This is a genomic window from Priestia sp. TRN 1309 (assembly GCF_050846875.1).
Taxonomy (GTDB): domain Bacteria; phylum Bacillota; class Bacilli; order Bacillales; family Bacillaceae_H; genus Priestia; species Priestia zanthoxyli.
The window spans coordinates 546635-573210 of sequence record NZ_JBOZGM010000001.1 but is presented as its reverse complement, the minus strand read 5'-3'; the positions used below and the strand labels follow the sequence as shown (position 1 = coordinate 573210).

At 39.3% G+C, this 26576-nt stretch carries 26 protein-coding genes, 1 pseudogene and 1 other annotated feature; of the genes and pseudogenes, 8 read left to right on the top strand and 19 right to left on the bottom strand.

Annotated elements, in window-relative coordinates; all coding sequences use genetic code 11:
• The first annotated feature begins 182 nt into the window (after window positions 1–182).
• Both ACRPLQ_RS02935 and ACRPLQ_RS02930 read left to right on the top strand, forming a co-directional pair.
• The gene (locus ACRPLQ_RS02935; protein WP_028415040.1) at window positions 183–947 is read left to right on the top strand and encodes a sulfite exporter TauE/SafE family protein; all 765 of its coding nucleotides are present in this window, start codon (window positions 183–185) and stop codon (window positions 945–947) included.
• Window positions 948–1180: 233 nt separating this feature from the next.
• Window positions 1181–2533 carry a cation:dicarboxylate symporter family transporter gene (locus tag ACRPLQ_RS02930; protein WP_432235660.1) on the top strand — a complete coding sequence of 451 codons (1353 nt, stop codon included), beginning with the start codon at window positions 1181–1183 and terminating at the stop codon, window positions 2531–2533.
• Window positions 2534–2560: 27 nt separating this feature from the next.
• Here the strand turns inward: ACRPLQ_RS02930 and ACRPLQ_RS02925 are convergent, their stop codons facing one another.
• Window positions 2561–2956 carry a hypothetical protein gene (locus tag ACRPLQ_RS02925; protein WP_028415042.1) on the bottom strand — a complete coding sequence of 132 codons (396 nt, stop codon included), beginning with the start codon at window positions 2954–2956 and terminating at the stop codon, window positions 2561–2563.
• Between the two features lie 70 nt (window positions 2957–3026).
• Window positions 3027–3998 carry an NAD(P)H-dependent flavin oxidoreductase gene (locus tag ACRPLQ_RS02920; protein ID WP_165636138.1) on the bottom strand — a complete coding sequence of 324 codons (972 nt, stop codon included), beginning with the start codon at window positions 3996–3998 and terminating at the stop codon, window positions 3027–3029.
• A 172-nt stretch (window positions 3999–4170) separates the two neighbouring features.
• Here ACRPLQ_RS02920 and ACRPLQ_RS02915 point away from each other — a divergent pair, with 172 nt between their 5' ends.
• Window positions 4171–6213 carry a catalase gene (locus tag ACRPLQ_RS02915; protein ID WP_224980511.1) on the top strand — a complete coding sequence of 681 codons (2043 nt, stop codon included), beginning with the start codon at window positions 4171–4173 and terminating at the stop codon, window positions 6211–6213.
• 42 nt (window positions 6214–6255) lie between these two features.
• Here the strand turns inward: ACRPLQ_RS02915 and ACRPLQ_RS02910 are convergent, their stop codons facing one another.
• Complete coding sequence (locus tag ACRPLQ_RS02910; protein ID WP_028415046.1) at window positions 6256–6753, bottom strand: GNAT family N-acetyltransferase; 498 nt, start codon at window positions 6751–6753, stop codon at window positions 6256–6258.
• A 200-nt stretch (window positions 6754–6953) separates the two neighbouring features.
• Here ACRPLQ_RS02910 and ACRPLQ_RS02905 point away from each other — a divergent pair, with 200 nt between their 5' ends.
• Window positions 6954–7535, top strand: a complete 582-nt coding sequence (locus tag ACRPLQ_RS02905; protein ID WP_013058630.1) for a YitT family protein — start codon at window positions 6954–6956, stop codon at window positions 7533–7535.
• Window positions 7536–7572: 37 nt separating this feature from the next.
• Here the strand turns inward: ACRPLQ_RS02905 and ACRPLQ_RS02900 are convergent, their stop codons facing one another.
• From ACRPLQ_RS02900 to ACRPLQ_RS02870, 7 genes are all read right to left on the bottom strand, one after another.
• Complete coding sequence (locus ACRPLQ_RS02900; RefSeq protein ID WP_028415047.1) at window positions 7573–8541, bottom strand: LCP family protein; 969 nt, start codon at window positions 8539–8541, stop codon at window positions 7573–7575.
• An 87-nt stretch (window positions 8542–8628) separates the two neighbouring features.
• Window positions 8629–10551: an LTA synthase family protein gene (locus ACRPLQ_RS02895; protein ID WP_028410968.1), complete on the bottom strand. Its 1923-nt coding sequence runs from the start codon at window positions 10549–10551 to the stop codon at window positions 8629–8631.
• A 406-nt stretch (window positions 10552–10957) separates the two neighbouring features.
• On the bottom strand, window positions 10958–11311 hold the full coding sequence (locus tag ACRPLQ_RS02890) for a cupin domain-containing protein (protein ID WP_028415049.1): 354 nt from the start codon (window positions 11309–11311) through the stop codon (window positions 10958–10960).
• A 51-nt stretch (window positions 11312–11362) separates the two neighbouring features.
• Window positions 11363–12262 carry a DMT family transporter gene (locus tag ACRPLQ_RS02885; RefSeq protein WP_432235659.1) on the bottom strand — a complete coding sequence of 300 codons (900 nt, stop codon included), beginning with the start codon at window positions 12260–12262 and terminating at the stop codon, window positions 11363–11365.
• A 151-nt stretch (window positions 12263–12413) separates the two neighbouring features.
• Window positions 12414–13541, bottom strand: coding sequence for an NADH-dependent flavin oxidoreductase (locus tag ACRPLQ_RS02880; RefSeq protein WP_033579898.1), 1128 nt, complete (start codon window positions 13539–13541; stop codon window positions 12414–12416).
• A 195-nt stretch (window positions 13542–13736) separates the two neighbouring features.
• Window positions 13737–13922: a Fur-regulated basic protein FbpA gene (locus ACRPLQ_RS02875; RefSeq protein ID WP_033580328.1), complete on the bottom strand. Its 186-nt coding sequence runs from the start codon at window positions 13920–13922 to the stop codon at window positions 13737–13739.
• Window positions 13923–14031: 109 nt separating this feature from the next.
• Window positions 14032–14916 (bottom strand): DUF4405 domain-containing protein, encoded by an 885-nt coding sequence (locus ACRPLQ_RS02870; protein WP_432235658.1) that lies wholly within the window; start codon window positions 14914–14916, stop codon window positions 14032–14034.
• A gap of 237 nt (window positions 14917–15153) precedes the next feature.
• Window positions 15154–15385 (top strand) — a binding site (T-box leader).
• 67 nt (window positions 15386–15452) lie between these two features.
• Here ACRPLQ_RS02870 and ACRPLQ_RS02865 point away from each other — a divergent pair.
• Complete coding sequence (locus ACRPLQ_RS02865; protein WP_028415053.1) at window positions 15453–16823, top strand: amino acid permease; 1371 nt, start codon at window positions 15453–15455, stop codon at window positions 16821–16823.
• 42 nt (window positions 16824–16865) lie between these two features.
• Here ACRPLQ_RS02865 and ACRPLQ_RS02860 read toward each other — a convergent pair whose 3' ends face one another.
• The 4 genes from ACRPLQ_RS02860 to ACRPLQ_RS02845 all read right to left on the bottom strand — a co-directional run bounded on the left by ACRPLQ_RS02860 (window position 16866) and on the right by ACRPLQ_RS02845 (window position 20446).
• Window positions 16866–18092 carry a DUF819 domain-containing protein gene (locus ACRPLQ_RS02860; protein ID WP_098626891.1) on the bottom strand — a complete coding sequence of 409 codons (1227 nt, stop codon included), beginning with the start codon at window positions 18090–18092 and terminating at the stop codon, window positions 16866–16868.
• Window positions 18093–18223: 131 nt separating this feature from the next.
• Window positions 18224–18790: a TetR/AcrR family transcriptional regulator gene (locus ACRPLQ_RS02855; protein ID WP_098626892.1), complete on the bottom strand. Its 567-nt coding sequence runs from the start codon at window positions 18788–18790 to the stop codon at window positions 18224–18226.
• Window positions 18791–18911: 121 nt separating this feature from the next.
• The gene (locus ACRPLQ_RS02850; RefSeq protein ID WP_033579893.1) at window positions 18912–19550 is read right to left on the bottom strand and encodes a hypothetical protein; all 639 of its coding nucleotides are present in this window, start codon (window positions 19548–19550) and stop codon (window positions 18912–18914) included.
• Window positions 19547–20446, bottom strand: a complete 900-nt coding sequence (locus tag ACRPLQ_RS02845) for a LysR family transcriptional regulator (protein WP_033579892.1) — start codon at window positions 20444–20446, stop codon at window positions 19547–19549. The genes ACRPLQ_RS02850 and ACRPLQ_RS02845 overlap by 4 nt, the downstream gene beginning before the upstream one ends.
• A 156-nt stretch (window positions 20447–20602) precedes the next feature.
• On the opposite strand from ACRPLQ_RS02845, the gene ACRPLQ_RS02840 reads away from it, so the two are divergent.
• Window positions 20603–21352 (top strand): sulfite exporter TauE/SafE family protein, encoded by a 750-nt coding sequence (locus ACRPLQ_RS02840; RefSeq protein WP_028415058.1) that lies wholly within the window; start codon window positions 20603–20605, stop codon window positions 21350–21352.
• Between the two features lie 21 nt (window positions 21353–21373).
• Here ACRPLQ_RS02840 and ACRPLQ_RS02835 read toward each other — a convergent pair whose 3' ends face one another.
• From ACRPLQ_RS02835 to ACRPLQ_RS02825, 3 genes are all read right to left on the bottom strand, one after another.
• Complete coding sequence (locus tag ACRPLQ_RS02835; protein ID WP_432235657.1) at window positions 21374–21868, bottom strand: GNAT family N-acetyltransferase; 495 nt, start codon at window positions 21866–21868, stop codon at window positions 21374–21376.
• Window positions 21869–21940: 72 nt separating this feature from the next.
• On the bottom strand, window positions 21941–22582 hold the full coding sequence (locus ACRPLQ_RS02830) for an NAD(P)-dependent oxidoreductase (RefSeq protein ID WP_224980515.1): 642 nt from the start codon (window positions 22580–22582) through the stop codon (window positions 21941–21943).
• A 275-nt stretch (window positions 22583–22857) separates the two neighbouring features.
• A complete protein-coding gene (locus ACRPLQ_RS02825) occupies window positions 22858–23520 on the bottom strand; it encodes an MgtC/SapB family protein (RefSeq protein ID WP_034270637.1) in 663 nt (220 codons plus the stop codon).
• A gap of 105 nt (window positions 23521–23625) precedes the next feature.
• Between ACRPLQ_RS02825 and ACRPLQ_RS02820 the strand changes: the two are divergent.
• Window positions 23626–23724: pseudogene (locus ACRPLQ_RS02820) on the top strand (class I SAM-dependent methyltransferase); the annotation flags it as partial.
• Between the two features lie 55 nt (window positions 23725–23779).
• A complete protein-coding gene (locus ACRPLQ_RS02815) occupies window positions 23780–24499 on the top strand; it encodes a poly-gamma-glutamate hydrolase family protein (RefSeq protein WP_034270640.1) in 720 nt (239 codons plus the stop codon).
• A 61-nt stretch (window positions 24500–24560) separates the two neighbouring features.
• On the opposite strand, the gene ACRPLQ_RS02810 is transcribed toward ACRPLQ_RS02815, so the two are convergent.
• A complete protein-coding gene (locus tag ACRPLQ_RS02810; protein ID WP_034270643.1) occupies window positions 24561–25070 on the bottom strand; it encodes a hypothetical protein in 510 nt (169 codons plus the stop codon).
• 22 nt (window positions 25071–25092) lie between these two features.
• A complete protein-coding gene (locus ACRPLQ_RS02805) occupies window positions 25093–26502 on the bottom strand; it encodes a PLP-dependent aminotransferase family protein (protein WP_049166046.1) in 1410 nt (469 codons plus the stop codon).
• Window positions 26503–26576 lie beyond the last annotated feature (74 nt).

Below are 26576 nucleotides of genomic sequence, written 5' to 3'. Positions count from 1 at the left end.
TAAACGTATTCTATTTACTTTTTTATAACTTCCTATGACTTTATCGTCCGTTCCCTAAAATAGTGAAGACTAAGAGAACCTTTTCAACTTCACTAAAAATATTCAGAATTTTATTTACATATGAGTTACAATGATCTATAATCAGATCAATGTACTTGGTTTTGAGAGTAGGAGGACAAAATATGGAACTATCAATTACCTTAATGGGATTATTCGTTGGAACCCTTGTAGGCTTAACGGGGGTTGGAGGTGCCGCTTTATTAACACCTTTACTGATTGTACTCGGCATTAACCCTTCCATTGCCGTAGGAACAGATCTTGTCTACAATTCTATCACAAAATTATTCGGAGTCGCTCAGCACTACAAACAGCGAACCATTAACTTTAAATTAGCAAAATATTTAGCTTTCGGAAGTATTCCGAGCGCTGTGCTGGCTATTGTCACACTTCATGCATTCCCATCTTTTCACGAGCATCAAGAAACGATTATTAAGCACGCTCTCGGGTACGTCATGACGCTGGTTGCCATCTCAATTATCTTTCGCGTCTTTTTTGATAAATTAATTCGCCCAAATCGGTTTCAGGAAATGGACTTAAATCAGAAAAAAGGATTAACAATCGGAATTGGCGTAGTCTTTGGGTTCATTGTCGGACTAACATCGATTGGTTCTGGCTCATTATTTGCCATTGCAATGCTGTACTTATTTAAGTTAAAAACATCTGAGCTGGTTGGTACTGATATTGCACATGCGTTTCTTCTCGTTACGGTGGCTGGTATTTTAAATGCAAGCTTTGGAAGCGTTGATTATATGTTGACTGCTAACCTATTAACTGGATCTATTCCGGGTGTGTTACTCGGAAGCCGTTTATCAACGAAAGTGCCTTCAAGACCGCTTCAAGCCATTATGGCGACCATCATTTTAATTAGCGGAATTAAACTAATTTAATAAATAAAAAGCACATGCCTTTGCATGTGCTTTTTATTAGTTTTTTTAAAGATCTACATTAAAAATAATAATGTTTTAAACCACTCCCTTCCCTTCTTATACACTTCAACTAATATTTTTATTGAATTTTAGTCAAAGAGACCAATGACACCTCAAACAACCTTACGTTAAAATGTAAAAAAACATAACATCTATTGTAACATCAAAAAAATTGTACGACGAAGGGAGAACACATGACACAAACAGCGGCAAAAAGTAAGCAAAAACCTTTTTATAAAGGTCTTTTCTTTCAAATTATGATGGCAATTGTACTTGGCGTAGCCGTAGGATATCTATGGCCAAGCTTTGGAAATGCTGTGAAACCGATTGGAGACGGTTTTATTAAGCTCATCAAAATGCTGATTGCTCCTCTTATCTTTGGGGTAGTCGTTGTCGGAATTGCCAAGGTTGGAAACATTAAAACAGTTGGGCGTATCGGTGGAAAAACCATTCTTTACTTCGGAATTGTCACAACATTCGCTCTACTTATCGGTCTATTAGTAGCAAACGTAATGAACCCCGGCGCCGGTATGAATGTTGATCCTTCAAGCTTAAGCACAACTGAAGTGGACGCGAAGACAAACGGCTCCGAACTTCCGAGCGAAGGTGATTTTTTTCTTAATATGATTCCAGACAGTGCAGTTGGTGCTTTTTCAAACAACTCCATGCTTCAAGTGCTTTTAATTTCGTGTTTGTTCGGAATCGCTCTTGTCCATATAGGTGGAAAAACAGCGGAGACCCTTCTACACGTATTAGAAAAAGTAAATGATGTGTTATTTAAAATTATGGGATACATCATGAAGTTAACGGCTCTTGCCACGTTTAGCGCCATGGCATTTGCAGTCAGTCAGTACGGTCTTGGAACACTTGCTGCATTTGGAAAGCTATTTATCGCTATGACAATTGCTTGTCTAGCATTTGTTCTTGTTTTAGCTGTTATTTTACGAACCTATTTAAAATTAAGCTTGTGGAAAGTTATTCTATATATACGAGAAGAAATTATGCTGGCATTTGCTACGGGTTCTACTGAAGCCGTTATGCCGCAGCTCATGGAGAAATTTGAACAAGCAGGATGCAACAAAGCAGTCGTTGGCCTTGTTGTGCCTACGGGCTATTCGTTTAATCTAGACGGTGCTTCTATCTACCTGTCTCTTGCTCTCGTCTTTTTAGCACAAGCAACGGGCGTGGACTTGAGCCTCACTGATCAGCTTTTAATGCTTGGTGTTCTTCTTCTTACGTCTAAAGGAATGGCTGGCATTCCAGGATCAGCTTTTGTTGCTCTGTCTGCTACCGCAGCAGCAACCGGATCCATTCCGGTAGCTGCCGTTGCTCTGATGCTTGCTCCTGATCGCTTTATGGGTAATTACCGGACCACAGTTAATATTATTGGTTATGCGGTAGCTGCTTTTATTATCGCACGATGGGAAAATTTATTAGACCTACAAAAAGCCAATGATGTGCTTGACGGAAAAATTACGTATCAGCCCAAAAATGCTGAAATTTCTCTCCCTGAGAGTATTCCAGCAGCCAATGAAAAAGCATTTTAATAAAAAAAATTCCTGGCCGAGACAAGTCTATTTTGCTTGTTTTTCGGGCAGGAATTTAATTGTTACATGAAAGGCCTTTTGCTGAAATTTATTTTCTTCCAGTATTTTATATACCATTTGTTTAATCGTTTCTTGCGTTTTGGCATCAGCTGAAACGGAAGGCTCCATATACACATCCAGCTCTACTCTGTCCTTTGAATAAAGGGAAGAATTCACACCCCTTGATTCATAGCCCGCTTCAGTTAAACCGCTGCTGATTTTATGCCAAATATCCAGTTTGTCCATTTGTTTAATAACAGGCTTTGCTTCTTCGTACACTTGTGCTTGCTGAGTCTTGGAAACTTCTTCTTTTTTAATAAAAACTGCATATCCTGAACCTACTATTAAAAACGTCATGATAGCAAATGCTCGCATTCTTTTCATTCTCTCACCTCATTTAGAGATATAGATTATAAATATGCGAACAATTGCTACAGTATGACGGCTTGTATATCTACTTCTTTTCTACTATACTCAACAGTCGTTTAGAACCGGCGTGCACTTCTTCTATTATACTGTCAAACAGCTCTTGCACCGTTGGAATACTATCAATCAGTCCAACGACTTGGCCTGCCCATCCATAGCCTTCATCGATTTTATTTTCATAAATATACCGGCAGTTTGCCCCTCCGCTAATGACGTCTTTTAACTCTTCGTATCTCTCTCCTTGCTCCTCACGCTTAATAATGTCAAGAGTGTAGTGGGACTTCAATACGCGTCCAGGTGCCCCGAACGAACGTTTAATAACCACAGTATCCGTTTCTTTTGCTTCTATAATAGCTTGTTTATACGCATCATGGGCATCTACACATTCTTTTGTCGCGATAAAACGTGTTCCCATTTCTATCCCTTCAGCGCCTAATGATAACGCTGCCAATAATCCTTGTCCGTTTCCAATCCCTCCGCTTGCCAAGACCGGAATTGACACAGCCGCAGCTACTCGAGGAATTAATACCATTGTGCCTAGATCCTCACGCCCGATATGTCCTCCGGCTTCTTGCCCTACTGCCATGACAGCATCTGCTCCTAGCTTCTCAGCTTTTTGAGCTTGACGTACGTTGGCTACCAGCACGAGCGTTTTAATTCCCGTTCCTTTTAATCTTTCAAAAATAGGTGTGGGATTTGCTCCTGTTATGGAAATAACCGGAACACCTTCTTCTACTGCTGCGTCGAGAAGTTCTTTATAAGAACCTTCTGTTTGACCTCCAACAGCAAAATTAACGCCAAAAGGACGCTCAGTTAAAGAACGTACTTTCTTAATTTCAGCTCGAAGTTTCTCAGGTGTTCGGAGCGTCATAGCTGTAATTTGTCCAAGCCCGCCTGCATTTGAGACAGCAGCCGCAAGTTCTGCGTACGCTAGATACGCAAGACCTCCTTGTACAATTGGATATTGAATTCCTAATAAATCTGTTACCCGTGTTTTCATCTATGTATCCCCTCTCCTTTTATTTTTGTATTTATGAATACTTATTCATAATCATAACAAGAAAATAACGGATTTCCTACGAAAAAATTCCAACATTTCTGTTTGCTTCAACTTTTGATAGGGTACACATTTTGTAATGATTATTAACTGAAGATCAAGGAGGAAGACAAGTATGACAAAAAAGCACCCTGTAAATGAAAAAAGCAAGCAAGAACAGCTCGAGCAGTTTAAAACAGACGATCGAAACCAAGCGCTCACAACCAATCAAGGGTTAAAGCTTTCCGAAGATGAATTTTCTTTAAAAGCAGGCGAACGTGGTCCAACCCTTATGGAAGACTTTCATTTCCGTGAAAAAATGACGCATTTTGACCACGAGCGCATTCCTGAACGCATCGTTCATGCACGAGGCTTCGCTGCTCACGGAGAATTTGAGCTGTATGACTCGCTCAGTGAATATACAAAAGCTAAATTTTTACAGAATCCGTCTGTAAAAACACCTGTATTTGTCCGTTTTTCTACTGTAGCAGGTTCTAAAGGTTCAGCTGAAACGGTTCGCGACGCACGTGGTTTTGCAACAAAATTTTATACAGAAGAAGGAAACTATGACTTAGTTGGCAATAACATTCCCGTGTTTTTCATCCAAGATGCAATTAAATTCCCAGATTTAATTCATGCTGTTAAGCCTGAGCCTCACAACGAAATGCCTCAGGCGGCTTCAGCACACGATACGTTTTGGGATTTTGTCGCTAATAATCAAGAGTCTGCCCACATGGTCATGTGGACAATGTCAGACCGCGCAATTCCTCGCAGCTTACGTATGATGGAAGGCTTCGGCGTACATACTTTTCGCTTAGTTAATGCAGAAGGAAAAGCTCATTTTGTCAAATTCCACTGGAAGCCTGTACTCGGAACTCATTCCCTCGTTTGGGACGAAGCTCAAACCATTTCTGGGAAAGATCCTGATTTTCATCGCCGCGACTTATGGGAGTCAATTGAAAACGGAGACTACCCTGAATATGAGCTAGGCATTCAAATCATAGCTCAGGAAGATGAATTTAAATTCGACTTTGACATTCTTGATCCAACTAAGCTTTGGCCAGAAGAAGACATTCCCGTCAAATTGGTTGGAAAAATGACCTTAAATCGAAATGTAGACAACGTATTTGCCGAAACGGAACAAGTCGCATTCCATCCGGGGCATGTGGTACCGGGAATTGATTTTTCCAATGATCCTCTCTTACAAGGAAGATTGTTTTCATACACGGATACCCAGCTTATTCGTCTTGGTGGTCCGAATTTTCACGAACTTCCAATCAACCGTCCAGTATGCCCGTTTCATAACAATCAACGAGACGGTTACGGACGTCAAACGATCAACAAAGGGCCTGTCAGCTACCACAGAAACTCTCTTGCAGCCAATACGCCGGCTCCTGTCCCAGAGGCAGAAGGCGGTTATGCTCACTACCAAGAAAAAGTGGAAGGAAGAAAAGTTCGAAGCCGAAGCGAAAGTTTTAAAGACCACTTTTCACAGGCAAAGCTATTTTGGAATAGCATGAGCGACCCAGAAAAAGAGCATATTATCAGTGCTTTCAGCTTTGAGCTTGGAAAAGTGAAAAGCAAGTCTGTTCAGCAACAGGTTGTTGATATGTTTGCCAACGTCAGTACAGTGCTAGCTAAACAAGTGGCACAAGCGATTGGTGCAACGCCTCCATCGGGAGAAGACGCGCCAGTGACCAAGTCGTCTCCGGCTCTTAGTCAGGAACAGACGATTAAAAAGCCGAATACGCGTAAAGTAGCTGTCATTGTAGCTAATGACTTTAGCGGTGACCTACCACAAGTGTTAAACAGTTTAAAACAACAGGGCATTCAGCCTGAAATTGTAAGCACAACCCTCCAAAACGTAAAAGGAACAGACGGGTCAGAACTTGAAGTACAGCACACGTTCTTAACAAGTGATTCTGTCTTATTCGATGCGGTTTATGTTGTCGGAAGTTCGTCAGCTGATGAGAAGTTTCGTAAAGAAGCACTGACGTTTGCTCAAGAAGCATTCGAGCATTTTAAACCAATTGGCGCCACAGATGAAGGTATTAAGTGGCTAAAAGCTGCTGGCTTAGATAGTAGTCCCGGTGTCGTAACTGGAGATTCTACACGTTTTACAGATGAATTTGTTGAAGCTGTTTCAGCTCACCGCCACTGGAATCGTTACGTTATATAAATAAAAAAGCCTTTGAAGTCAATGATTTCAAAGGCTTTTTTATTAAACTGATTTTCTAAATGCCATAACATGCAAATCTTTTACCGGATAAAAATCGTTATCAGGAAAGCGAACGTAACCTCTTTTAGTGTACAGCTTAATGGCATGTTCCATTGAATGATCTGTATGTAAACCTAAATAAGAACACCCTAGCTCCCGAGATTTTTTTTCACACGCTTCAAGAAGCGCATTGGCGACTCCTTTTCGGCGATGAGATGGAGCAACTGCCAGCAGACGAATTTCAGCCCATGGAAATGGTTTTAATAACCCTCCATATACATCCGTATTCGGCGGATAAAACAAAACGCTTCCTGCCATTTCTCCATCGATTTCAGCTACCATGCATTCAAATTTCTTTTCTTCACTCAGGGTATGTAAAATTCCCTTTCGATATCTTTTCCAGTGTGCTTCCGATTTTACAGCTGCATATTGCTCATAAGCAGCAAGCGTTACTGTTTCAATAGATGATGTTTCTTCTTCTCTAGCTTTTCGAACGATCAATTTTTTCTCCTCCATTTACCTTCTTCGTTAATTCTTATTGTCTATGGTGAAGAATGTTTATGCAACACATTTGCATTGCGAAACAGCTTCCTTTGCATATATTTAATCCGTGCATTATGGTTTCTGAAGCAGTCTTTGTGCTGAAACTCTGCTTGTCTTCATATACATATAAAGAGATTCATAGACAAGGATGAGACAGCATGTACAAAAAATTAATTGCAATTGGAATTGGCAGTGTGTTTGTTAGTATTGGAATTAACGTTTTTATTCTTCCGCTTCAGCTTGTAACAGGAGGCATTACGGGAATTAGCTTAATCATTAATTATTTACTTGGCTATAAAGTAGGCGTGATGATTTTTTGCTTAAACTTGCCGATTTACCTTCTCGCTCTAGGTTTTAACCGCTCTTATTTTTTAAATGCTATCTATGGCATGGTTCTCTCAGCCGTTATGATTGATTTGCTGTTTCCGCTTCATGGAATTTTTCACCTTCCCATTATCTTAAGCGCTTGCCTTGGAGGCGTTTTTAACGGAATTGGAACTGGCATCATGCTCCGGCAGCACGCAAGTCAAGGCGGGGTCGACTTATTTTCTCTGATACTTGCAAAATGGTTATCTTTAAACCCTGGCATCATCATTTTAGTGATTGACGCATCTATTATTATTTCAGGTATTTTACTGCTTCAAAACGATACAGCTATTTATTCATTATTCATTGTTGTATGCTCTGGTATAGTGACCAGTTTAATTACGTCATTCAAACGCATCATCGTCTATGTATAAGGAAAAAGCCTCGAGACATGCGTCTCGAGGCTTTTCTTTATTTGTCATTTAAGAATTCTTGCAGCGCTTCTTTATTTTTATCTAAATCAATATCAAGCACCATACCAACGCCGCTATACGTTTTGTTTTCAAATGATCCGTCTAAAGGCAGTCGTAGGCTTTGAACGTCTTTCATGTTTCCTGTTACCACATCTTTAGCTAGAAGCATCATGCTTTTTGTATCTAAATTTGTATCGATGTAAGGATCCATTACGCCGAGAAGCTTCGGTATTTTAAACACGCTGTTTAGGCTTGCTACTTCATCTTTGAGCTTTAAAACGACTTCTTGCTGGCGCTGAACGCGTCCAAAATCACTCATGTTATCATGGCGAAAACGTACGTAGCCAAGCAACTGTTCACCGTGTAAAACTTGGGTACCTTTGTGAAGCGTCATACCAATTCCCGAAGACATATCGTGAGGCACGGTTACTTCAATGCCATCAGGCGCAATCGTATCTACAATTTTTGAAAATCCTTCGAAGTCCACAACTGCATAATAGTTAATATCAATATCAAAATTTTGTTTGATCGTTTGACGCAGCAGCTCAGGACCTCCGAACGCGTAAGCAGCATTCAGCTTTTGCTTGCCGTGTCCTGGAATATCCACGTACATATCCCTCATAAGAGAAACAATTTTCGGGTGTTTGCTTTTAGAATCGTAGTGAGCAATTAAAATAGAGTCTGTACGAGAATGCTTTTCCCCGCGCGAGTCACTTCCTAACAGCAGCATATTTACTTCTCCGTTATTCGGGAGACTGCCTTGAAACTGTTCAAATGTCGTGCCGTCATCCGCAAATTTACCATCGCTTGCTATCGATAGCCCTTGCTTATATTGGAAATAGCTGTATATGCCCCCAACGATAATAAAAAGGAACAACAAAGCAAAGAACACTCTGCCCCATCGAACTCTTCTTCTTCTTTTGCGTCTTGTTCGCTCCACGTTTCTGTCACCAGCTTTCTTTTTCAATGAAGTTCTCATAAAACAAGCAAGTAGCTAAGCTTTTAAAAAGCTCCTCTACTTGCTTGTTTGGATTGTATGGTGTGAAAGCTTACATTATTTTTCTGTTTCTTGGTCTTTTCCATACATGTATTTTGATGGATCGACCGGTTTAAAGTCATCTAATTTATTAAATCGTAATAAATCACCGTATAACACTTTATCAGAAAGTTCTAGCTCTCTTCCAACTTTCTTTTTATAAGCTTTCGCTTCATCTGTTGCTGTGATTCTTTCTCCTGTGTTTGTATCGTAATACTTGCCGTCAATTGACGTGTATTTCGGAGAAACATAATCACCGTTTCTAAATGCTACTACCTGATCATGGTCTTTTGATAATAAATCTGTACCGAATTGAACATACTCTTTACTATCAATTCCCACTAAGTGAAGAAGCGTAGGTACTACGTCAATTTCACCGCCGTACGTATGGTTCACTCCACCTTTTACGCCTGGTACGTGAAGGAAGAACGGTACGCGTTGAAGCTGAGCGTTTTTATATGGCGTAATTTTCTCGCCAAGAACTTTTTCCATTGCTTTGTTATGATTTTCAGAAATACCGTAGTGGTCACCGTAAATCATAATAACTGAGTTGTCATATAAGCCTGAAGCTTTTAGCTCTGTAAAGAATTCTTGCAGTGATTCATCCAAATAACGAGCCGTTTGGAAATAACGGTCTACCGTTCCATCTCCTGTGTTTGCCGGCTCAATGCTAGCATCGCCTTTATCAAGGACAAATGGGAAATGGTTTGTTAATGTAATCATATGCGCATAGAAAGGCTGCTTCAATGACTGTAGCATTGGCATAGATTCTTTGAAGAATGGCTTATCTTTTAATCCATAGTTTACTTTGTTATCACCAGTCATATTGTAATAACTTGCGTCAAAGAATTTATCCACACCGAACTGTTTATAAATTTCATTACGGTTCCAGAACGTTTTATAGTCTCCGTGTAAAACGGCACTTGTATAGCCGCCCTCTTGATCTAAGATCGCTGGTGCTGCTTGGTACGTGTTGCGGCCTTTTAAGCTAAATGCTGATCCTTGAGGCAAGCCGTATAATGATGTATCCATCATAAGCTCTGCATCAGCTGTTTTACCTTGTCCTGTTTGATGGAAGAAGTTATCAAAATACATAAATTCATTTCCATTTGCTAATGAGTTTAAAAACGGCGTTACTTCTTGTCCGTTTAACTTGTAGTTAATCAGGAACGACTGAAATGATTCTAGATGAATTTTAATAATGTTTTTTCCTTTTGCTTTACCGGCATACTCAATATTTGGAGCTGCATAGTGACTTGTACTGAAGTTTTTCACTGTTGTTAAGTCATCACTGCTTGCGAATGCTCGCTGCTTTGAGTTTTTAAACGTTTGAACTGCATCATACACCGTGTAGTTGTATGCTCCTAAATATTTCACTAGGTAGTTGCGATCAAATGTTCTTGTTAGTAATTCAGGGCGATCTTTTTCAGCATAGTGCAAGTTAATTGCAAAAGCGATAGCTCCTGCCGCTAGTACCATGAACGTATAGCGGAATTTAAGGCGTGCTTTTGGCCATTCGATTTTTCTAACAAACAATAGCGCAATCAGTAAAACGATATCTACAAAGTAAAAAATATCGTGAGCTTTTACTAAATCAGCGATACTGCCTCCTAAATGACCCGCATTGCTTGTTTGCGTTAAAGTAGGCAATGTCACAAAGTCATTGAAGAATCGATAATATAAAATATTGCTGTACAAAATGACCGTCATGATTGTACTAAGGATAAGCGTCCAAACGATGGCTCTTTTCCCTTTTGCAAACAATGCTAACCCTAAAAAGATCAAAGTTGAACTAATTGGATTAATAAACAATAACGTTTTTTGCATTGAGTCACTTATATCTAAGTTGAACTCCACTTTGTAAGACATGTAAGACTTGATCCACATGAATAAAACCGCTATAAAAAAGTAAAACAACGGCTTTGAAAATAGTTTTTTCATTTTCAAATTCCTTTCACTAAAAAGTAGAGATTTCATGTTCAGCTAACCTCAGGAAAGTCCCCTACATTAAATCGTAACGGTTACGTCCTGCAAAAGATTACCTGAAAATGATTCAATTTGTCAAACAATATCATCTTCATCTCTTTTTTTAGTCATCTACAAAATTTACATTTCAACTTGTAATCTCTTATTTTTTATCGTGATGTTAATATTACACAATTGTTAATTTGTAAATTTTGTTCTCCCTATATTGCATACATATTAATTTACCACATTTCTGCTCTGCAATAAAAGTATTTTTATTTTATTAGGCATAATATTTCACTTGCTGAATGAAAAGGTACTATTGTACTGGACGGTATTCTTCGCTTACTGTTAGGACTAGTAAAAATAGACTTATCTATGCTTAGTCTTTATCTTCATCAACAGCTATGCGGTCTCCTTGTGCAAAAGGCTGTGAAATCACAAGAAACTCAATCTCCTCACTCGAACGATTCATCATTTGATGAAGAATCGAAGGAAATACTTCTACTCCTTCGTGTGCTTTTACATCGTAAATAACTCCGTCTATTTCTAGAGCAGCTGTTCCTTTTAGTACAAAGAAAAATTGATGTGCTTTCAAGTGATAATGCCTTACCTCTTCCGTATAAGGGGGCATGCGCTCATGAATAATACTTACGTCTTTATTTTTCACTAGGTGCCACCCATCGCATTTTCCTCCCCACACGTAGTGTTCTGCGTTTTGCTTACTAACTTTCATGACTAGCTCCCCTTTTTTAATAAATGAACACCTGCAGATTACATAGAAATTCTATGTGATTTTTTTAATCTTGCTATTGGAAATATTTTTTTCAGATGAAGGTTTTGGCTTCAAAGTAAAAAGCATTCCTAAAAAGATCAAAACAATGCCTGCAAGCTGCAAAAGCGTAGGGCGAAATCCCGTGAATGCTGTATCTAATAAAATGGCAACGGCTGGATCTAAAAACACCAGAACCGAAATCACCTGAGTTTTTAAATAGCGCAGGCTGTCGAAAAACAAATAATACACTAAACCAGTATGTACAAAGCCTGTTACTAAAATAGATGTCCAGTTGGCCGTTGTTAGGAAATGAAAATCAGTAAAATGAACAAACGGCAATAATAGAAAAATTCCTAAAAAAGTCTGAAGAAATGTAACAGCATAAGCACTCGTATGAATAATGCCTTTACCAAGCAGCGTCGTGCATGCATAAAACAAAGCGGCTAAAAGCGCCCAGAGTATTCCTGAAGACATGAAGCCGTCAATCATAAGTTGCTCCACTCCAATAATTAAAAGTGTTCCTCCAAAACAAATGAAGATAGACATCACGCCAAGAACCGTTAATTTCTCCTTAAACATAAAGCTCCCCAGAAGCAATACTAAAACGGGTGCAAGATGATAAATAGAAATAGCAACCGTAACGGACATCATTTCAAATCCTTTAAATAGAAACACCCAGTTAAACACAAGAAATATCCCACACAGTAAAATCTGCTTTATTTCTTTAGCATTCCATTTTTCCCTTTTATATTCACCCGTTACGAACCAGCACATTCCGAGAAAAAGCGTTGCACAAATACAGCGAACAAATACTAAGTCAAAAGAAGGCAGTCCAGTTTGTGTGGAGAAAAAGCCAATTGAACCAAAAATACTCATTGAAATCATCATTTTCACCATTGGCTCTGCTTTCATTCTCTCACCTCGCTTTCAGAAAACTATTACTATTCAAACATAAAGAAGCCCATTTGTAAATTAATGGTTCAAAAGCGTTATTCCATGAAAAAGCAAAAAGCGCAAAGACACGGGATCAGTCCCATCGTCTTTGCGCTTTTCTGCCTTTCTTTTAATCTTCAACCGGGAACCAGCCTGGTGTGTTGATAACGGCTTGCCACAGCGGGTCAGGAATCACAAGCTTTTCCTGATCTTTTTTGCTTAATGTTGTCACAATTTCATTTTCACGGCCTTCTTTTACTTTTTGAACCCAGTCTGGATCCATAATTAATTCGCGGCCAATCGCAAGCAGTGGAATGCCCGTTTCAAGAGCGGCTGCTGCTTCGTCTGCTGTATGAATAGAACCTACGCCCATCACAGGTACGCGGCTTCCTACTCGCTCTTGAATAATTTCAATACGTGAACGAGTATCTTCCACGCCTCGGCGCGGTTTTGACCAGAATTCCATTAGCGATACGTGAAGGTAATCAAGGTCTTTTTCTGCTAGTGCATCGACTAACTTCAACGTATCAGCCATTGTAATTCCTGGCGTTTCAGGCTCTTCTGGCGAGAAGCGATAGCCTACTAAAAATGATTCTTTTGCATGCTTAGAAACGGCTTGCTTTACTTCGTCTACGATTGCAAGCGGGAATGTTAAGCGTTTTTCTACGCTGCCGCCCCATTTATCTTCGCGGCGATTAGAATGCGGAGAAAAGAACTGCTGAATTAAATAGTTATTTGCTCCGTGAATTTCAACTCCGTCAAATCCTGCTTCAATGGCACGGCGCGTCATTTCACCAAAATCGTGAATAATGCCTTCAATTTCTTCATTTGTTAACTCTCGAGGTACCGGAGCTCCTTCTTGTTCTGCAGCAACAGCACTTGCGCTAACAACCTCTCCATTTGGAACAAGCTCAGGCGGACACATGCGGCCTCCGTGAAAAATTTGAAGAACTGCTTTTGCTCCTTGATCTTTAATGGCTGTTGCTAATCGACGCAGGCTAGGAATCATTTCATCGCTGTCTGCAGCAAACTCTCCGTGAAACCCTTTTCCGTTCGCCGTTCCGTATGTACATGCTGTAATGACCATGCTAACACCTTTTGAACGTCGTACGTAGTAGTCTACTTCTGCATTTGATACTGTCCCATCTTCATTTGATGAAAAATTTGTCATAGGAGCAAGAATAACGCGGTTATCTAATTTGATGCCATTTGAAAAAGTAAATGGCTGTAAAAGCGGCTCATACTTTTTATTTGTCATTTTATTTCCCTCCAAAAATGATACGGTCAAAAATAGTGGCATATTATAGGTAGAGACTGTTTTCCTTCCTAATAATATGTGTCATTTAAAACTGTAACTTTAAAATATACTGTGATTTTAATCTGTACAGTTTTACCTGTCAAAGAATAAGACTTTCTAACACAAAAAAGCACTCATACACTGAGTGCCTTTTTATCATTGCGAAAGAGGTTCCTGATTATACATGAATGATTTTACTTTTACGTATTGAGCTTCTAACTCTTGAAGTGTCAGTTCGTATAGATGCCGATTTCCTTTTTTATAAATACCAAAATTCAATAGCGCATTAATAAACCAATTTTTCTTATGTTCCGTTTCAGGCTGTGTATGTTGTTTCACGATCTCCACCACCTAAGGTTCTCTCATTTTAATTTTGCAAAGCATTCGCTTTTACATAAATGATTTTACTTCTATACGATGAAAAAACGGTGAAATAGAAAGCTTTTTCATTTTAAATTTCCGCAGCAGGACCCGTTATTTTTTTACGTCTCTTCACACCTGCTAATATTTTTTCAATATAATAAATAACAATAATAAAAACTGACATAATAGCAAAATAAGTACCGATTACAACAAAAGGATTTGGACTTTCAAAACCGCTTTCTTTTCCTTTCATTCCTCTTTCCGGACCTCCGCCATCGTGATCAAAGTTTGGACGTTCGTGACCAGCAGATGCCGTCGCAGAAGATTTGTTCTCGCTAAATGAATGGCGATCAAAATCCGGCTTCCCACCGCCTTTTTGCGGCATATCTGAGGAACTTACATTCAGTACTCTCGCTACTCCTCCAAGTTTTCCAAGAAAACCCGTTTCATTTATTGCGTATATGCCAATGACTAACAGCGCAGCGGTTGTGAGCTTAGCTGCTATGCTCAAGCTTTTCTTTGACTTTTTGAATTTCGTCATATTTTTACATACATTTATAACCCATTGCCAATGAAGACCTATATGAGTGGCTACTAAAATTAACACTAAAAATGATACGGAAATATGCGAAACCTTAAACCACTGTTCGTTCCCAACATTAATATTTGGAAATACTACTCTTGAAATAAAAATACCGCTAATCATAATAAATGACATCGTAACCAACAGCATGATATTTAAAAAGTAACCGAGCTTTGTTCTGCGCGGAAGCCTGCGGTCAAATAATTTAACCGTAACTTTCTTTACCCACTGCCAGTTTAGCAGCACGTGGGTAAAAAAGGCGACGGCAATCGCCAACCCCGCAATTTCATGAAATGTTAACCCTCCCAATACTTGCTTGTTAAAAAACAAAACAAACGTAACGGCCATTAAAAGATCCAGTCCAAACCGGACGTACATCATCTTTTTCACTCTATTCATTCTCCTCACCTATGTATTTGTCAAAACAACTCCTTTTTCATATTTCTTAATGTAAGCAGATTTGGTGAAAATTAGGTGAAACGACTGATTTTTTTACCAAAATAACCAGTCCTGAGTTCTATAAAAATAGAGTAGAATCATTTTTATTTTTTCAAAAATAGCTGTTGACAAAGAAAAAAGAAGCACGTATAGTAATGGTTATTCATCAAGAACTTTCAGATTTTAATCAAAAACACAGCGATTGGGAGTAGTAGAAGCTTATTATTCGGTCAAGAGAGCTACGGGTTGGTGTGACGTAGTCCAATAATACTTTGAACTCGCCCAGGAGTGGTAATTCAGAAAGAATGCAGAAGTGTTCTCTAAGTTTTAACGTCTAACCTTCGTTATCAGGTTTTAAGCAGGGTTCTTTAAGAGCCAACAAGAGTGGTACCGCGGTTAGCTAAAGCTTATCGTCTCTTCTCTCATTTGATAATGAGGTAGGAGACGATAAGCTTTTTTTATTTTATAAAAAAGTGGAGGGAAAAGTCATGAAGAAGGACAACCAAGGTTTGCAGCGAACAATGACTTCACGTCACATTATGATGATGGCGCTAGGTGGAGCAATTGGCGCTGGTTTATTTAAAGGAAGCAGCTCGGCTATTGATATGGCAGGACCATCAGTTATTATTGCCTATTTAATTGGCGGAATTATTTTACTATTCATCATGCAAGGTCTTGCTGAAATGGCGGTTCGAAATAGTGAAGCACGAACGTTTCGTGATTTAGTTCAGTCGATTTTAGGAAGCTATCCCGCTTACTTTTTGGACTGGATTTACTGGAAAATGTGGGTGTTAAACATTGCAGCTGAAGCCGTTGTAGCCGCTATTTTTATTCAGTACTGGCTTCCTGATTACCCAATTTGGATGCTTGCTTTAGGCGTATCCGTTATTGTTACAGCCATTAACTTGCTTTCAGTTAAAGCATTTGCTGAAACGGAATACTGGTTAGCTTTGATTAAAATCACGGTCATTGTGATCTTTATTATCGCTGGACTTTTATTATTGTTTGTATCATTCGGTCATCATACCGCAGCGGGTTTTTCAAATTTAAGCGATCACGGCGGTTTTTTCCCAAAGGGACCAACCGGGCTAATTACGGCGATGTTAGTTGTCATCTACTCATACGGTGGAACTGAAATCATCGGAGTAACGCTAGCTGAAACAAAAAACCCTGAAAAAGTAGTACCTAAGGCTGTGCGCAGTACATTAACGCGTATCATTGCTTTTTATCTGTTCCCGTTTTTTATCATCGTGAGCTTGATTCCTTGGAATGAAGTGAACGGCGTTTCTCAAAGTCCTTTTGTAATGGTATTTAAAATGATTGGCATTCCCGGAGCAGATCATATTATGAATGCCGTGATCTTGTTAGCCGTTATTTCTTCTATGAACTCAGGACTTTACGGTTCATCACGTATTTTGTATACGCAAGCAGTAGACGGTCGAGTGCCGAAGATATTTTCGAAACTTTCTGTTAACAAAGTTCCTGTCTATGCAATCTTAATGTGTACATCATCCCTTTATGTCGGCGTGTTGATTTCCTTATTTGCAGGAAGTAAGACATTTGATTATTTGATGGGATCTTTAGGGTATACGGTATTGTTTATTTGGTTGATTATTGCGATTGCACACTTAAAGTCCCGCAAAGTTCAGCCAGAAGCATCGAGCAGCTACTCTGTTAAATGGTTTCCTTATACAACGTGGGCTGCCCTTATTGCACTAAGCGCTATTTTAATTGGTGTTATCTGCACAACATCCGTTGTTATTACGACTATTACATTAGCTATCTATTTATTTATTACAGCTACGTATATCTTTAAAGGTCGCTTTTATCAATCTTCAGCAGTCAAGCACGCTAAATAAAAAAACGCCTCCTTTGAGTCATCAGAGGAGGCGTTTTTTTATTTAAAATGTTAAGTACCAATAGCCAAGTGCAAAGCCAATATAGTTACCAATAATATAGCCAAGCGTTCCTACTACCAAGATAGGACCAACCAAACTTCCCCATCCTTTAGCAATCGCCATCGCGCTTGCTGTCGTAGGTCCCCCTACGGTTGCATTGCTCGCCAGTAAAATATGCTCTAAATCAATTTTAAATACTTTTCCTAAAAGCAGTCCCACTATCAAATTACTCATCCCCACAATGAGCACAAATAGAATCAAAAGAGGTGCTTTTTCAACAATTAATGGAATGGACGCCGGCACTCCAATGACAACAAAGAAAATATAAATGAAGTATGTGCCGATTTCTTGGCTTCCGCTAATGTTTTTAAAATAAGAAGGAAACAGATAAATGACAAGAAACGTAAGTGTGGAAAGCAATAAGTATTTTTCGCTCAAAATAGTATGTAGTAACGTTTGAACTACGGAAACATTTGGACCGGCTGGAATGATTGTTCCAAACCATTCGGCTAATTTAAACGATACAACCACTAGAAAAAATGATGTACCAATTGAAGCTGCCACGTCTTTTAACGAAATTTCTTTTTTTGCCCAATATTTTTCTGCAAGCGTATGACGATCATTTTCTCCATATTGCCCGGCCTCTACTTCTTGAATATGAGGCGTCTTAAAATGTTTTCTAAAAAACTTCATAGAAGGAACAAACATATACACGGCAAATAGCAAAGCCATGACCATATTATCAGCAACCACCGTCGCGGAAACCATTTGACTTGATGGTTCAAATTTGGCCGTAACGGTAGCAAAGTTAACCCCTCCGCCTACATAAGAAGCGCCGATAGCAGCTGCAATTTTTGCTAGTTCAGGAATATAATCTTTTAACAACAAGAAGCCTGCCGTGCTCCCTATAACCGTTCCTACTGCACAGATTAAGAAAATAAAAAGCAGTTTCCGGCTTTCTTGAAATAATTCTTTCATATTGACTTGAAATAACAATAATGGAATGGCAAGCGGTACTAGATACGCCCAAACAGCATCATAAACCGGAGACTCTGTTGGAATGATTTTTAAATTTGATAGGATAAGAGCTCCTGCTAGCGCAATAATAGCTCCTGACAGAAAAGAAGCCCACTTATACTTTTGTTCGAGAAAAATACTAACAGAAGCCCAAATCGCTAGAATTCCCCATAGTGCCCACGTATCATCAGCTTGAATAATAGTAAAAATCACACGCTACTCCTTTCTTTCTTTTTCAAGAAATAGAATTTTCAGAAAATACACCTTTAAATTTTATCAATATATGCCAAATTCCGTCAATCCATAAAAAAAAGCTTTCCACTCTAAAAGTGAAAAGCTTTTTTTTATTTGCGAATCAGAACCGGAATCTGCTGTTGAATCTGCTGCAAAGGAGCGCTCGTTTTTTCTGTTAACGAACGCAAAATACCGCCTTCTATCAGACAGTTGATTACAACTGCAAGCTCTCCTGCCTGCTTATCTTGAAATCCGCTCTCTATCATTTTTTCTCTAAAAAGTTTTTCCCAATCTTGAAACGCTGCGTAGCAGACTTCGCGAAGCGGTTCATTAATAAGCGCCGTTTCTCCAGCCATCAGTCCAACAGGCATACCAGCAATACTTTCTTCGTGTTCAAACTGCTTGGACAATTCTTCAATAAAATACTGAATAGCCTGTGCCGCGTCAGAAGATTTATTTAAACTTTCTTTAATTTGAACTTGGACGTATTTATTCGTATATTGAACAGCGTGAATCGCCAGTTCTTCTTTCCCTTTTGGAAAATAATAATAAAGAGACCCTTTTGGCGACCCGCTCTCTTTAATAATTTGATTTAATCCCGTTGCATGATAGCCTTGCAGCTGAAAAAGCCGCGATGCTGTTTCTAAAATCTTATCGCGTGCATTTGCTTTCTTCACAAAACGATGCCTCCCCTATATAATAAGTGGTTTCTATAACACTACTTATCATATAAGGAAATGAAATTTTTGTCAAAATAAAGTGAATATTTTACCATTTATTTTTCCTTATTTTCATTTCTTATGACCTAATAATTGTTTTTCTTACTTCTTCCGCTAACGGTTGAAGAGGCGTAATAATACGGTCGCTTACCTCCTCAGCCGCTTCTACCATCGAGAGCTGCGCCACTGAAACAACAGTGTTATGGTCTTTTACTAGCTCATCTAAGACATGTTTCACCTTCTGTTTATACTTCTCTATGTTTCCAGTCATTACTAGTTCAAAAGCACCTTCTATCACAACAGGGTGAACTTTTATCTTTACATTTTGATAAAATGCAAATTCGTCTAGACGCTTCATCGTTCCTTCTACGGTCTCCGGATTTGTAAACACGATAAGCTGCGGTTCTTCTATTTCACATATTCGGCGAAAATAAGGCTCATCGATTTTAATAATTGGAACATCACTTGTAAATGCTTCTGGTAAAAGAGCAATGTAATTCGTACACGTAAGTAAAATGGCATCCGCTGAACATTCTTCCATCCACTTTAACTGCTTCTCTACTTTTGCACCTGCTGACTCCGCTGCAAATTTAGGATCGGTTTTTACCCGATGTACAAGTCCAGGGTCTACGAAATGCATACAGCTCGCAAACGGCAGCGCTTTTTCTATATAAGAGATGTTCGAATGATGAGCGTGCAGGCAAGCAATTTTCTTCATCGTTTTCCTCCTGTATGATGGTCTTTGAAATACTGAATTAAAAATTCCTGGAACTTTTTCGCAACAGGAGTTAAGTATTTATCCTTGTTCCACGCAATCCCAATTACCCTTGAAGCTGTGTCTTCTTTGAGCTTTATTTTTTTAATGCCTCGCAAGTCCACTCCCTTTATTTCAGGAAGCAAGGCAACCCCTAAATGAGCCGCTACAAAACCAATCACCGTCAAAAATTCTTCTCCTTCAAACGTAATATTTGGGACAATTTCAGCTTCTTCGAACAGCTGATCAAAAATTGTTCGGCTTCCGTATCCTTTTTTTAACGCGATAAACGATTCATGAGCCAACTCTGAAATCGAAAGCACTTGTCTTGAGGCAAAAGAATGCGTATCAGGGACATACGCGTACAGCTCGTCTTTCCATAAATATTCCCACTGAATTCCTGCCCTAGATTCCGTTACGGAAGACATACAAAAATCAATTTCTCCCGTTTGAAGCTGATCGAGCATGATGTTCGTAGCGTTCTCAAAAATTTGAAATTGAACGTTCGGATACTCTTGTAAAAAAGCATGAACTAGTTTCGGGACGGACGAAGCGCCTAATGATTTTAAAAAAGCAAACGAAATGCTGCCGCGATGAGGATGAATCAAATCTGAAAGCTCACGTTTCGCTTCTTCCATTTCGTTTAATACTTTAGCCGTTCGTTCATAAAAAAGCCTTCCGTATCGATTTAAAATAACTTGCCTTCCTTTTCGTTCAAATAGCGGTACGCCAAGCTCTGATTCTAATTTAGAAATTGAGCGGCTGAGCGTAGGCTGCGCAATTGATAATTGTTCCGCTGCCTTTGTGAAATGTTCCGTTTGAGCTACAACATTAAAATATTCGAGCTGCTGCCATTCCATTTTTTTCACATCCTTTACTTATTACATAATACTATCGATTTCATATAAATTATACATTGGACGTCATAAAAAATTCATGTTTAAATGAAGAACGTAGCACTTGCCGAAAATGTTATGTGTCTGCATAGAATAAGTGTTGAAAGAAGGAATTCGTTTATGGATGTTTCAATTATTTTAACAATGTTAGCCGTCGGACTGATCTTAGGATTTGTCGGAGCAGGCGGATCAGGTTTTATTATTTCAATTTTAACGCTGCTGTACGGCGTATCTGTACACGTTGCACTCGCAACGGCTCTTACCGCAATGATTTTCTCTTCTTTATCTGGCGCCGTCAGTCATTATCGCGAAGGTAACGTATCTTTAAAATCCGGTATCTCTGTTGGTATCCTCGGTGCATTAGGCGCTTGGATTGGGTCTAACCTTTCATCCTTTATCCCAGAAGGCGAGCTAAAATGGCTCACAGCCGGCATGCTTTTATTATCTGGTGTTTTACTTTGGCTGCGAATGTTTTTATTTTCCCGTCAGCAAAAAGAACGTACTGTTCCAACAGGAGCTAAATTTGTCGTTTATTCTTTACTAATCGGCTTAATTACGGGCGCTCTGTCCGGAATGTTTGGAATTGGCTCAACTCCATTTATCCAGCTTGGCCTTATGATGGTGTTAGGCTTGTCTATTCGCCAGTCGGCCGGAACGACGATGCTCGTTATTATTCCGATTGCAATTGGCGGAGGAATGGGCTATTATCAGCAGGGCTTTTTAGATATCCCGCTGTTGATTCAAGTAGTTGTCGGCACAATGGTCGGTTCATATATTGGAGCAAAATTTACAAATCGTGTACCTGCTCCCGTATTAAAAACGTCCCTTGTAGCGCTGCCTATTTGCTCTAGCTTTCTCCTTGTTATATAAGAAAAAAGCTTGAACTCTTGTTCAAGCTTTTTTTATGTTCATCTGATAAACAAACTGCTTTCCTTGGCTTCCAAAAACATGCCGGTCTGTATCGACAAAGCCGCATCGTTTGTATAGGTGCTGCGCCGCCGTGTTTTTATGGTTCACGCCTAGCACCACTTTATTTTTAGTGCGAAAGTGATGGTTGATAAAAGAAGGAAGAAGTTTCAATGACTTTTTGCCAACTCCCTTTCCTTGATAATCAGGATGAATGGAATAAGACCGTATTAAAAGCGCGCCGGATCCCTCGGTATATTCTTTCACGGCTTCCCCTGCGTCGAGCACGAAAAAGCCGGCTAGTTTGTTTTCTGCCAAAATCAAAACGGGCGTTCTATCTCTTTCCTGCTTACACTTAGCTATAGCTTCAGCGGGAAGTGCCGTGTAAATAAGCTGCTCTTCAGGCAGCGTATAGCTATGTATAGATGACTGGTAGGCTTCACTATAAAACGTTAGTGCTACGTTTTCTTTATTCTCCATTTTCTGCTGGACTCCTTTTCTTTTTCCATAGTATAACATGCACAAAAAAAGCCGCATAAAGCGGCTTTTCCTTTATCTAGCGTCGGATACAACGGTAAAGCGTTCGTTTACATGCTCTCCTCGCTCAATTTCATCAATAACTGCAATGGCGTAATCCGCATAGCTGACATGGCTGTTTCCTTCTGAGTTTAAAATAACATGATCTTTCCCTGTTTTATAAGCATCCGTTCGTTTTCCTGAAGGATTAAAAAATGCTGCTGGGCTAATGAACGTCCAATTAATATCGCTTGTACTTTCTAAGTCTTTTAAATTTTGGGCTTGGTTGTCAGCTGTCGCTTTGTACTCTTTTGGAAAATCAGGCGTATCTGCTAGACGCGTCGTTTTCTCTTCATCTACAAACAAACTTCCTGCTCCTCCTACAACAAGAAGACGAACGTCCGGAGCTTGTTTAAATACATGAATTAACGATTGCCCCGCTTCTACATGTAGATGTTCTTTTCCTTCGGGAGCTCCAAACGCATTGACCACGGCATCGAAACCTTCGATATCTTTTGCCGTGATATCAAAAATGTCTTTTTCAAGTGTACGAACATCTCGTTCCTCTACTTTGCTCGCATCACGTACAATTGCCGTTACATCATGTCCGCGATTTAAAGCTTCTTTCACGATAAAACTTCCTGCTTTTCCTGTAGCACCTACAACTCCAATTTTCATTTTATAACCTCCAGTAAAATTCTCTATATTTAGGTAATAGCCTTTTTTTGCTATGATAAAACACAGCAAAACGGTTTAAGCAAGATAGAGAGAACAAATTGGATAAATGAGTTAGTATGGATTACTTTTAACACCGAGGTTAATTCCCGTGCAAGGCTTCGCTTTCCGGGGGCGGCCGCTGAGCCTCTTCGTCGCTTACGCTCCTGCGGGGTCTCACCTGTTCCGCCAACTAAAATACGTTTCTTCCAGTCTCTTTTGAAAAAATAAATGAATGCTTATTCAATTTCAATAAATAACACGTGAGCCATAGAGTGAATCGATTTAATCAATTCTACTTTATTCCCTTTCTTTTTTGCCTTTCCTTTTATTTCAACAAAATAGAGCAGCTCACCTTGATGATGATCTTGGTGAATTTCGTAAGACGAAATCATAATATTTTCTTTTTCAATCTTATCAAGCAGCTCATAAATATCCTCTTGATTTGCTGCACGAAACTTAATTAAAATGGAATGAGTAGAAAGAGATGTAAACATTACGTTCAATATTTCTAAGCCAATCAGCACTAATATAGTTGCGCTAATGCCGACTGTATACATACCGGCCCCAATGGTTAAACCAATTCCCGACGTTGCCCATACGCCTGCGGCTGTTGTGAGCCCTCTAATATGATGCTTTTGAATAATAATCATACCTGCTCCTAAAAAACCAATACCGCTTACTACTTGTGCGGCCACCCGGCTCGGATCAAGAGCCATATGATCTTGATGAAGCACATCTGAAAAGCCATATTTCGAAATTAGCATAATCAGCGTGCTACCGACAGCAACTAAAAAATGAGTGCGAAACCCTGCTTCTTTAGCTCTAAACTCTCTTTCTAAACCAACCAAAGCTCCTAACAAACCTGATAGGGCTAGACGACTAATAAAAGCTGCGGTCATTCTTTCTCCTTCTTTCTCTTCACTTTTTCACAAATGCACCTATTAACTATTTCTATTTTTGTTATAATTTACTATAACTAATTTTTAAAGTGGAGGCTAATCAAAGTGGATAAAGTTATCGATTATTACAGCAGATTTGATGAGTGGGGACGGTTAGAACGAGAACCTATTGAGTTTCAAGTAAACTGGCATTTTATCAAAAAGCGAAAAAATTAATAATCACCTCTATTTATCATAGAATAAATAGAGGTGATTATTAATGAACCGTTTATTCAAATGGAGTACAAGCATTTTGCTATGTTTGATGTACTGCTTTTTGATTCCCCCTCCTTCTTATGCAAGCGGTGACTATTACTCTTCCTATGCAGAACTGCAGCAGCACGAAATTTTTCACCAAGACTACGACATTCGCTACGAGCAGCGCTTTAGCTATTTATCCATTATGGCCATTCACGGCGGCGGAATTGAACCAGGTACATCAGAAGTTGCCAAAGAACTCGCCGATCGCTTTTCCGCTTCTTATTATTTATTTGAAGGCATCAAGTCCACTAACAACGGAGTTCTGCACATAACCTCAGAAAACTTTGATGAACCGACGGCTAGAGGAATGGCTCAGCAAAGCATGTCCGTTTTGACGATTCACGGCTACAGCGGCAGTCAGCCTATCGTGTATATAGGTGGAAAAAATCAGCTTTATAAAGAGCTGATGAAGCAATCACTGCGCAAAAACGGCTTTACCGTCCGTGAAGCTCCTTCTGACATAGCGGGAACAAGCGAACAAAACATTGTGAACGATAATCTGCTAAAAGCCGGAGTGCAGCTTGAACTCACAGCCGAACTAAGAAAATCATTTTTCGCAAACCATGACTGGTCGAGAAACAACCGCATGAATGTAACACCGCTTTTTTATACATTTGTTACTTCCTTACAAGAAGCATCTTCTTCCTATCAAACTTTCCTTTACCTTCAAGTTCACTAATTTATCGACTCTTGCCTTATTCCTTGATTTCCAGACAAAAAAACCAGCGCAGTCTGTGTAATCAAACGCGCTGGTTTTTATCTATTTCTCTCGCTAAAATAGATCGTTTAAAGCCTTTTTGCTCAAAAAATTCTTTGATTTCACTTGGACTTTGATAAGAAAGTCTAATCACATAGTAGTTAATATATTCAATCCAAGCAAACGCGTAAAGGCCTAGAAAAAAAGCAAGTCCCTTAACCCCTAACTGCATATAGTGGTAAATGAGTACACCTAAACCTAACGTAAGAAGAATTTTATTCATTTTTTTAAAAAGCAGAAACAACTGAATGTAGCTGGAGGGCAAATGAGAATCTTCTTTTCGGCTCACCCGCCTCCATTTCATAAACCAGTACAAGCTTCCTTGAAACAGGATAAACTCAAGTATAATAAAAGCATACACACTTGAAAACGTTGTTAAATAAAAAGCCAGATGAGAAAACTCATTTAAGTACCCTATCCACAGCGCAGCAAACAGTAAAGCTGCCGTAAGCTCTCCTGTCCATAAACCAAACAATTTCCGCTTTACTTTCATAGAAATCCCCCCAGCGTACCTCTCAATCCTTCTGTTCAAACCAAGCTTTAAACAGCAGGTTTACACCTGTTTTTATTTCTCCATCAGACAGTCCTGCAAATCCAAGCAATACATAGGGCGTGTTGTTTTCACCCGCACTATGATAATAAATAGATGTTGGATAAATCGTTACCCCTTGTTTGGCAGCTGCTTCTATTAGTTTCTGTTCACTCATTCCTTTTTTTACCTTAAGAAGAATATGCAAGCCAGAATGTTCTCCAATAACATCTACACGTTCTCCCATAATAGTAGTCAAACAATCTAGCAGCAGCGCTTGTTTTTTACGGTATGCTGTTCTCATTTTATTCAAGTGACGTTCCCAGTGCCCTTCTTTCATAAACAGAAAAAGCGTATGCTGATGAAGCCTTGAAACAGGCTGTTTAAAAAGTCCACAGTGTTTCATATAACTTGTAAGAAGCCGGTGTGGCAGCACGGCATAACTTATTCGAAGAGAAGGCATCAACGATTTTGAAAACGTACCCGTATAAATAACGCGATCGTCTTGATCTAATCCTTGAAGGGCCGGAATCGGTTTTCCTTTATAGCGAAATTCTCCGTCATAGTCATCCTCTATGATATAGCCATTCGTTTCTGCCGCCCACTCTAATAGTTCAAGTCTTCTTGCTATCGGCATGACCATCCCAACAGGAAATTGATGAGACGGCGTAATGTACACCGCATCCGCTCCGCTTTCTTTCAGTTCCTTCACTTTCAAGCCAGAACTATCAAGAGAAATAGGGACGACCGACATGCCTTGTTCTTGAAAAACGTGCCTCGTTCGGTGAAAGCCTGGGTTTTCGAACCCAATTATCTTTTCTTTTCCTAGAATGACAGAAAGCAGCCACATGAGGTACTGTGTACCTGCACCTATCACAATTTGCTCCGCTGTGCAGCGCACTCCTCTTGAATGATAAAGATACGCTGCAATTTCTTGACGAAGAAGCAGTTCGCCCTGTGGATGTCCGCTATAAAAAAGCTGGCTTTCATCATGATAAATTGTTTGAACCGTTAGCTTTTTCCACGTGTTATACGGAAATTTTTCTACGTCTACCTTTCCATGGCTAAAGTCAATGACAGTTGATTTCCCTTCTTCTTGCGGTAAAGAGACATAGGCGGGAGGCTGTTTTTGAAGCACGACTTCATTTTTTATCTCTTTTACAAATGCTCCTTTCCTGGCTAGTATCTCGATATAGCCTTCAGCTTCTAACTGTACATAAGCCGCTTCAACCGTATTTTGGCTAATGCTTAAATGAAGAGCTAACTTTCGTTTAGAAGGCAGTTTTTCATGAGGCGGAATGGTGCCTTTTTGAATTTGTTTTTTTATGTAAGTATAAAGCTGCATGTATAAGGGATCTGCTTTTCTTTTATCGAGCAAAGGCATTAACTCTAACATGATGTTCTTTCCTTTCTAACTGACACTATTAAATTTACTGTTTCTGACACTTATTCTCAGTTCAGATTCTTCAT

Coding starts and splice junctions, on each gene's coding strand:
- ACRPLQ_RS02935 (WP_028415040.1), top strand. CDS start 183: ATGGAACTATCAATTACCTTAATGGGATTATTCGTTGGAACCCTTGTA.
- ACRPLQ_RS02930 (WP_432235660.1), top strand. CDS start 1,181: ATGACACAAACAGCGGCAAAAAGTAAGCAAAAACCTTTTTATAAAGGT.
- ACRPLQ_RS02925 (WP_028415042.1), bottom strand. CDS start 2,956: ATGAAAAGAATGCGAGCATTTGCTATCATGACGTTTTTAATAGTAGGT.
- ACRPLQ_RS02920 (WP_165636138.1), bottom strand. CDS start 3,998: ATGAAAACACGGGTAACAGATTTATTAGGAATTCAATATCCAATTGTA.
- ACRPLQ_RS02915 (WP_224980511.1), top strand. CDS start 4,171: ATGACAAAAAAGCACCCTGTAAATGAAAAAAGCAAGCAAGAACAGCTC.
- ACRPLQ_RS02905 (WP_013058630.1), top strand. CDS start 6,954: ATGTACAAAAAATTAATTGCAATTGGAATTGGCAGTGTGTTTGTTAGT.
- ACRPLQ_RS02895 (WP_028410968.1), bottom strand. CDS start 10,551: ATGAAAAAACTATTTTCAAAGCCGTTGTTTTACTTTTTTATAGCGGTT.
- ACRPLQ_RS02890 (WP_028415049.1), bottom strand. CDS start 11,311: ATGAAAGTTAGTAAGCAAAACGCAGAACACTACGTGTGGGGAGGAAAA.
- ACRPLQ_RS02885 (WP_432235659.1), bottom strand. CDS start 12,262: ATGAAAGCAGAGCCAATGGTGAAAATGATGATTTCAATGAGTATTTTT.
- ACRPLQ_RS02880 (WP_033579898.1), bottom strand. CDS start 13,541: ATGACAAATAAAAAGTATGAGCCGCTTTTACAGCCATTTACTTTTTCA.
- ACRPLQ_RS02865 (WP_028415053.1), top strand. CDS start 15,453: ATGAAGAAGGACAACCAAGGTTTGCAGCGAACAATGACTTCACGTCAC.
- ACRPLQ_RS02850 (WP_033579893.1), bottom strand. CDS start 19,550: ATGAAGAAAATTGCTTGCCTGCACGCTCATCATTCGAACATCTCTTAT.
- ACRPLQ_RS02845 (WP_033579892.1), bottom strand. CDS start 20,446: ATGGAATGGCAGCAGCTCGAATATTTTAATGTTGTAGCTCAAACGGAA.
- ACRPLQ_RS02840 (WP_028415058.1), top strand. CDS start 20,603: ATGGATGTTTCAATTATTTTAACAATGTTAGCCGTCGGACTGATCTTA.
- ACRPLQ_RS02835 (WP_432235657.1), bottom strand. CDS start 21,868: ATGGAGAATAAAGAAAACGTAGCACTAACGTTTTATAGTGAAGCCTAC.
- ACRPLQ_RS02830 (WP_224980515.1), bottom strand. CDS start 22,582: ATGAAAATTGGAGTTGTAGGTGCTACAGGAAAAGCAGGAAGTTTTATC.
- ACRPLQ_RS02825 (WP_034270637.1), bottom strand. CDS start 23,520: ATGACCGCAGCTTTTATTAGTCGTCTAGCCCTATCAGGTTTGTTAGGA.
- ACRPLQ_RS02815 (WP_034270640.1), top strand. CDS start 23,780: ATGAACCGTTTATTCAAATGGAGTACAAGCATTTTGCTATGTTTGATG.
- ACRPLQ_RS02810 (WP_034270643.1), bottom strand. CDS start 25,070: ATGAAAGTAAAGCGGAAATTGTTTGGTTTATGGACAGGAGAGCTTACG.
- ACRPLQ_RS02805 (WP_049166046.1), bottom strand. CDS start 26,502: ATGTTAGAGTTAATGCCTTTGCTCGATAAAAGAAAAGCAGATCCCTTA.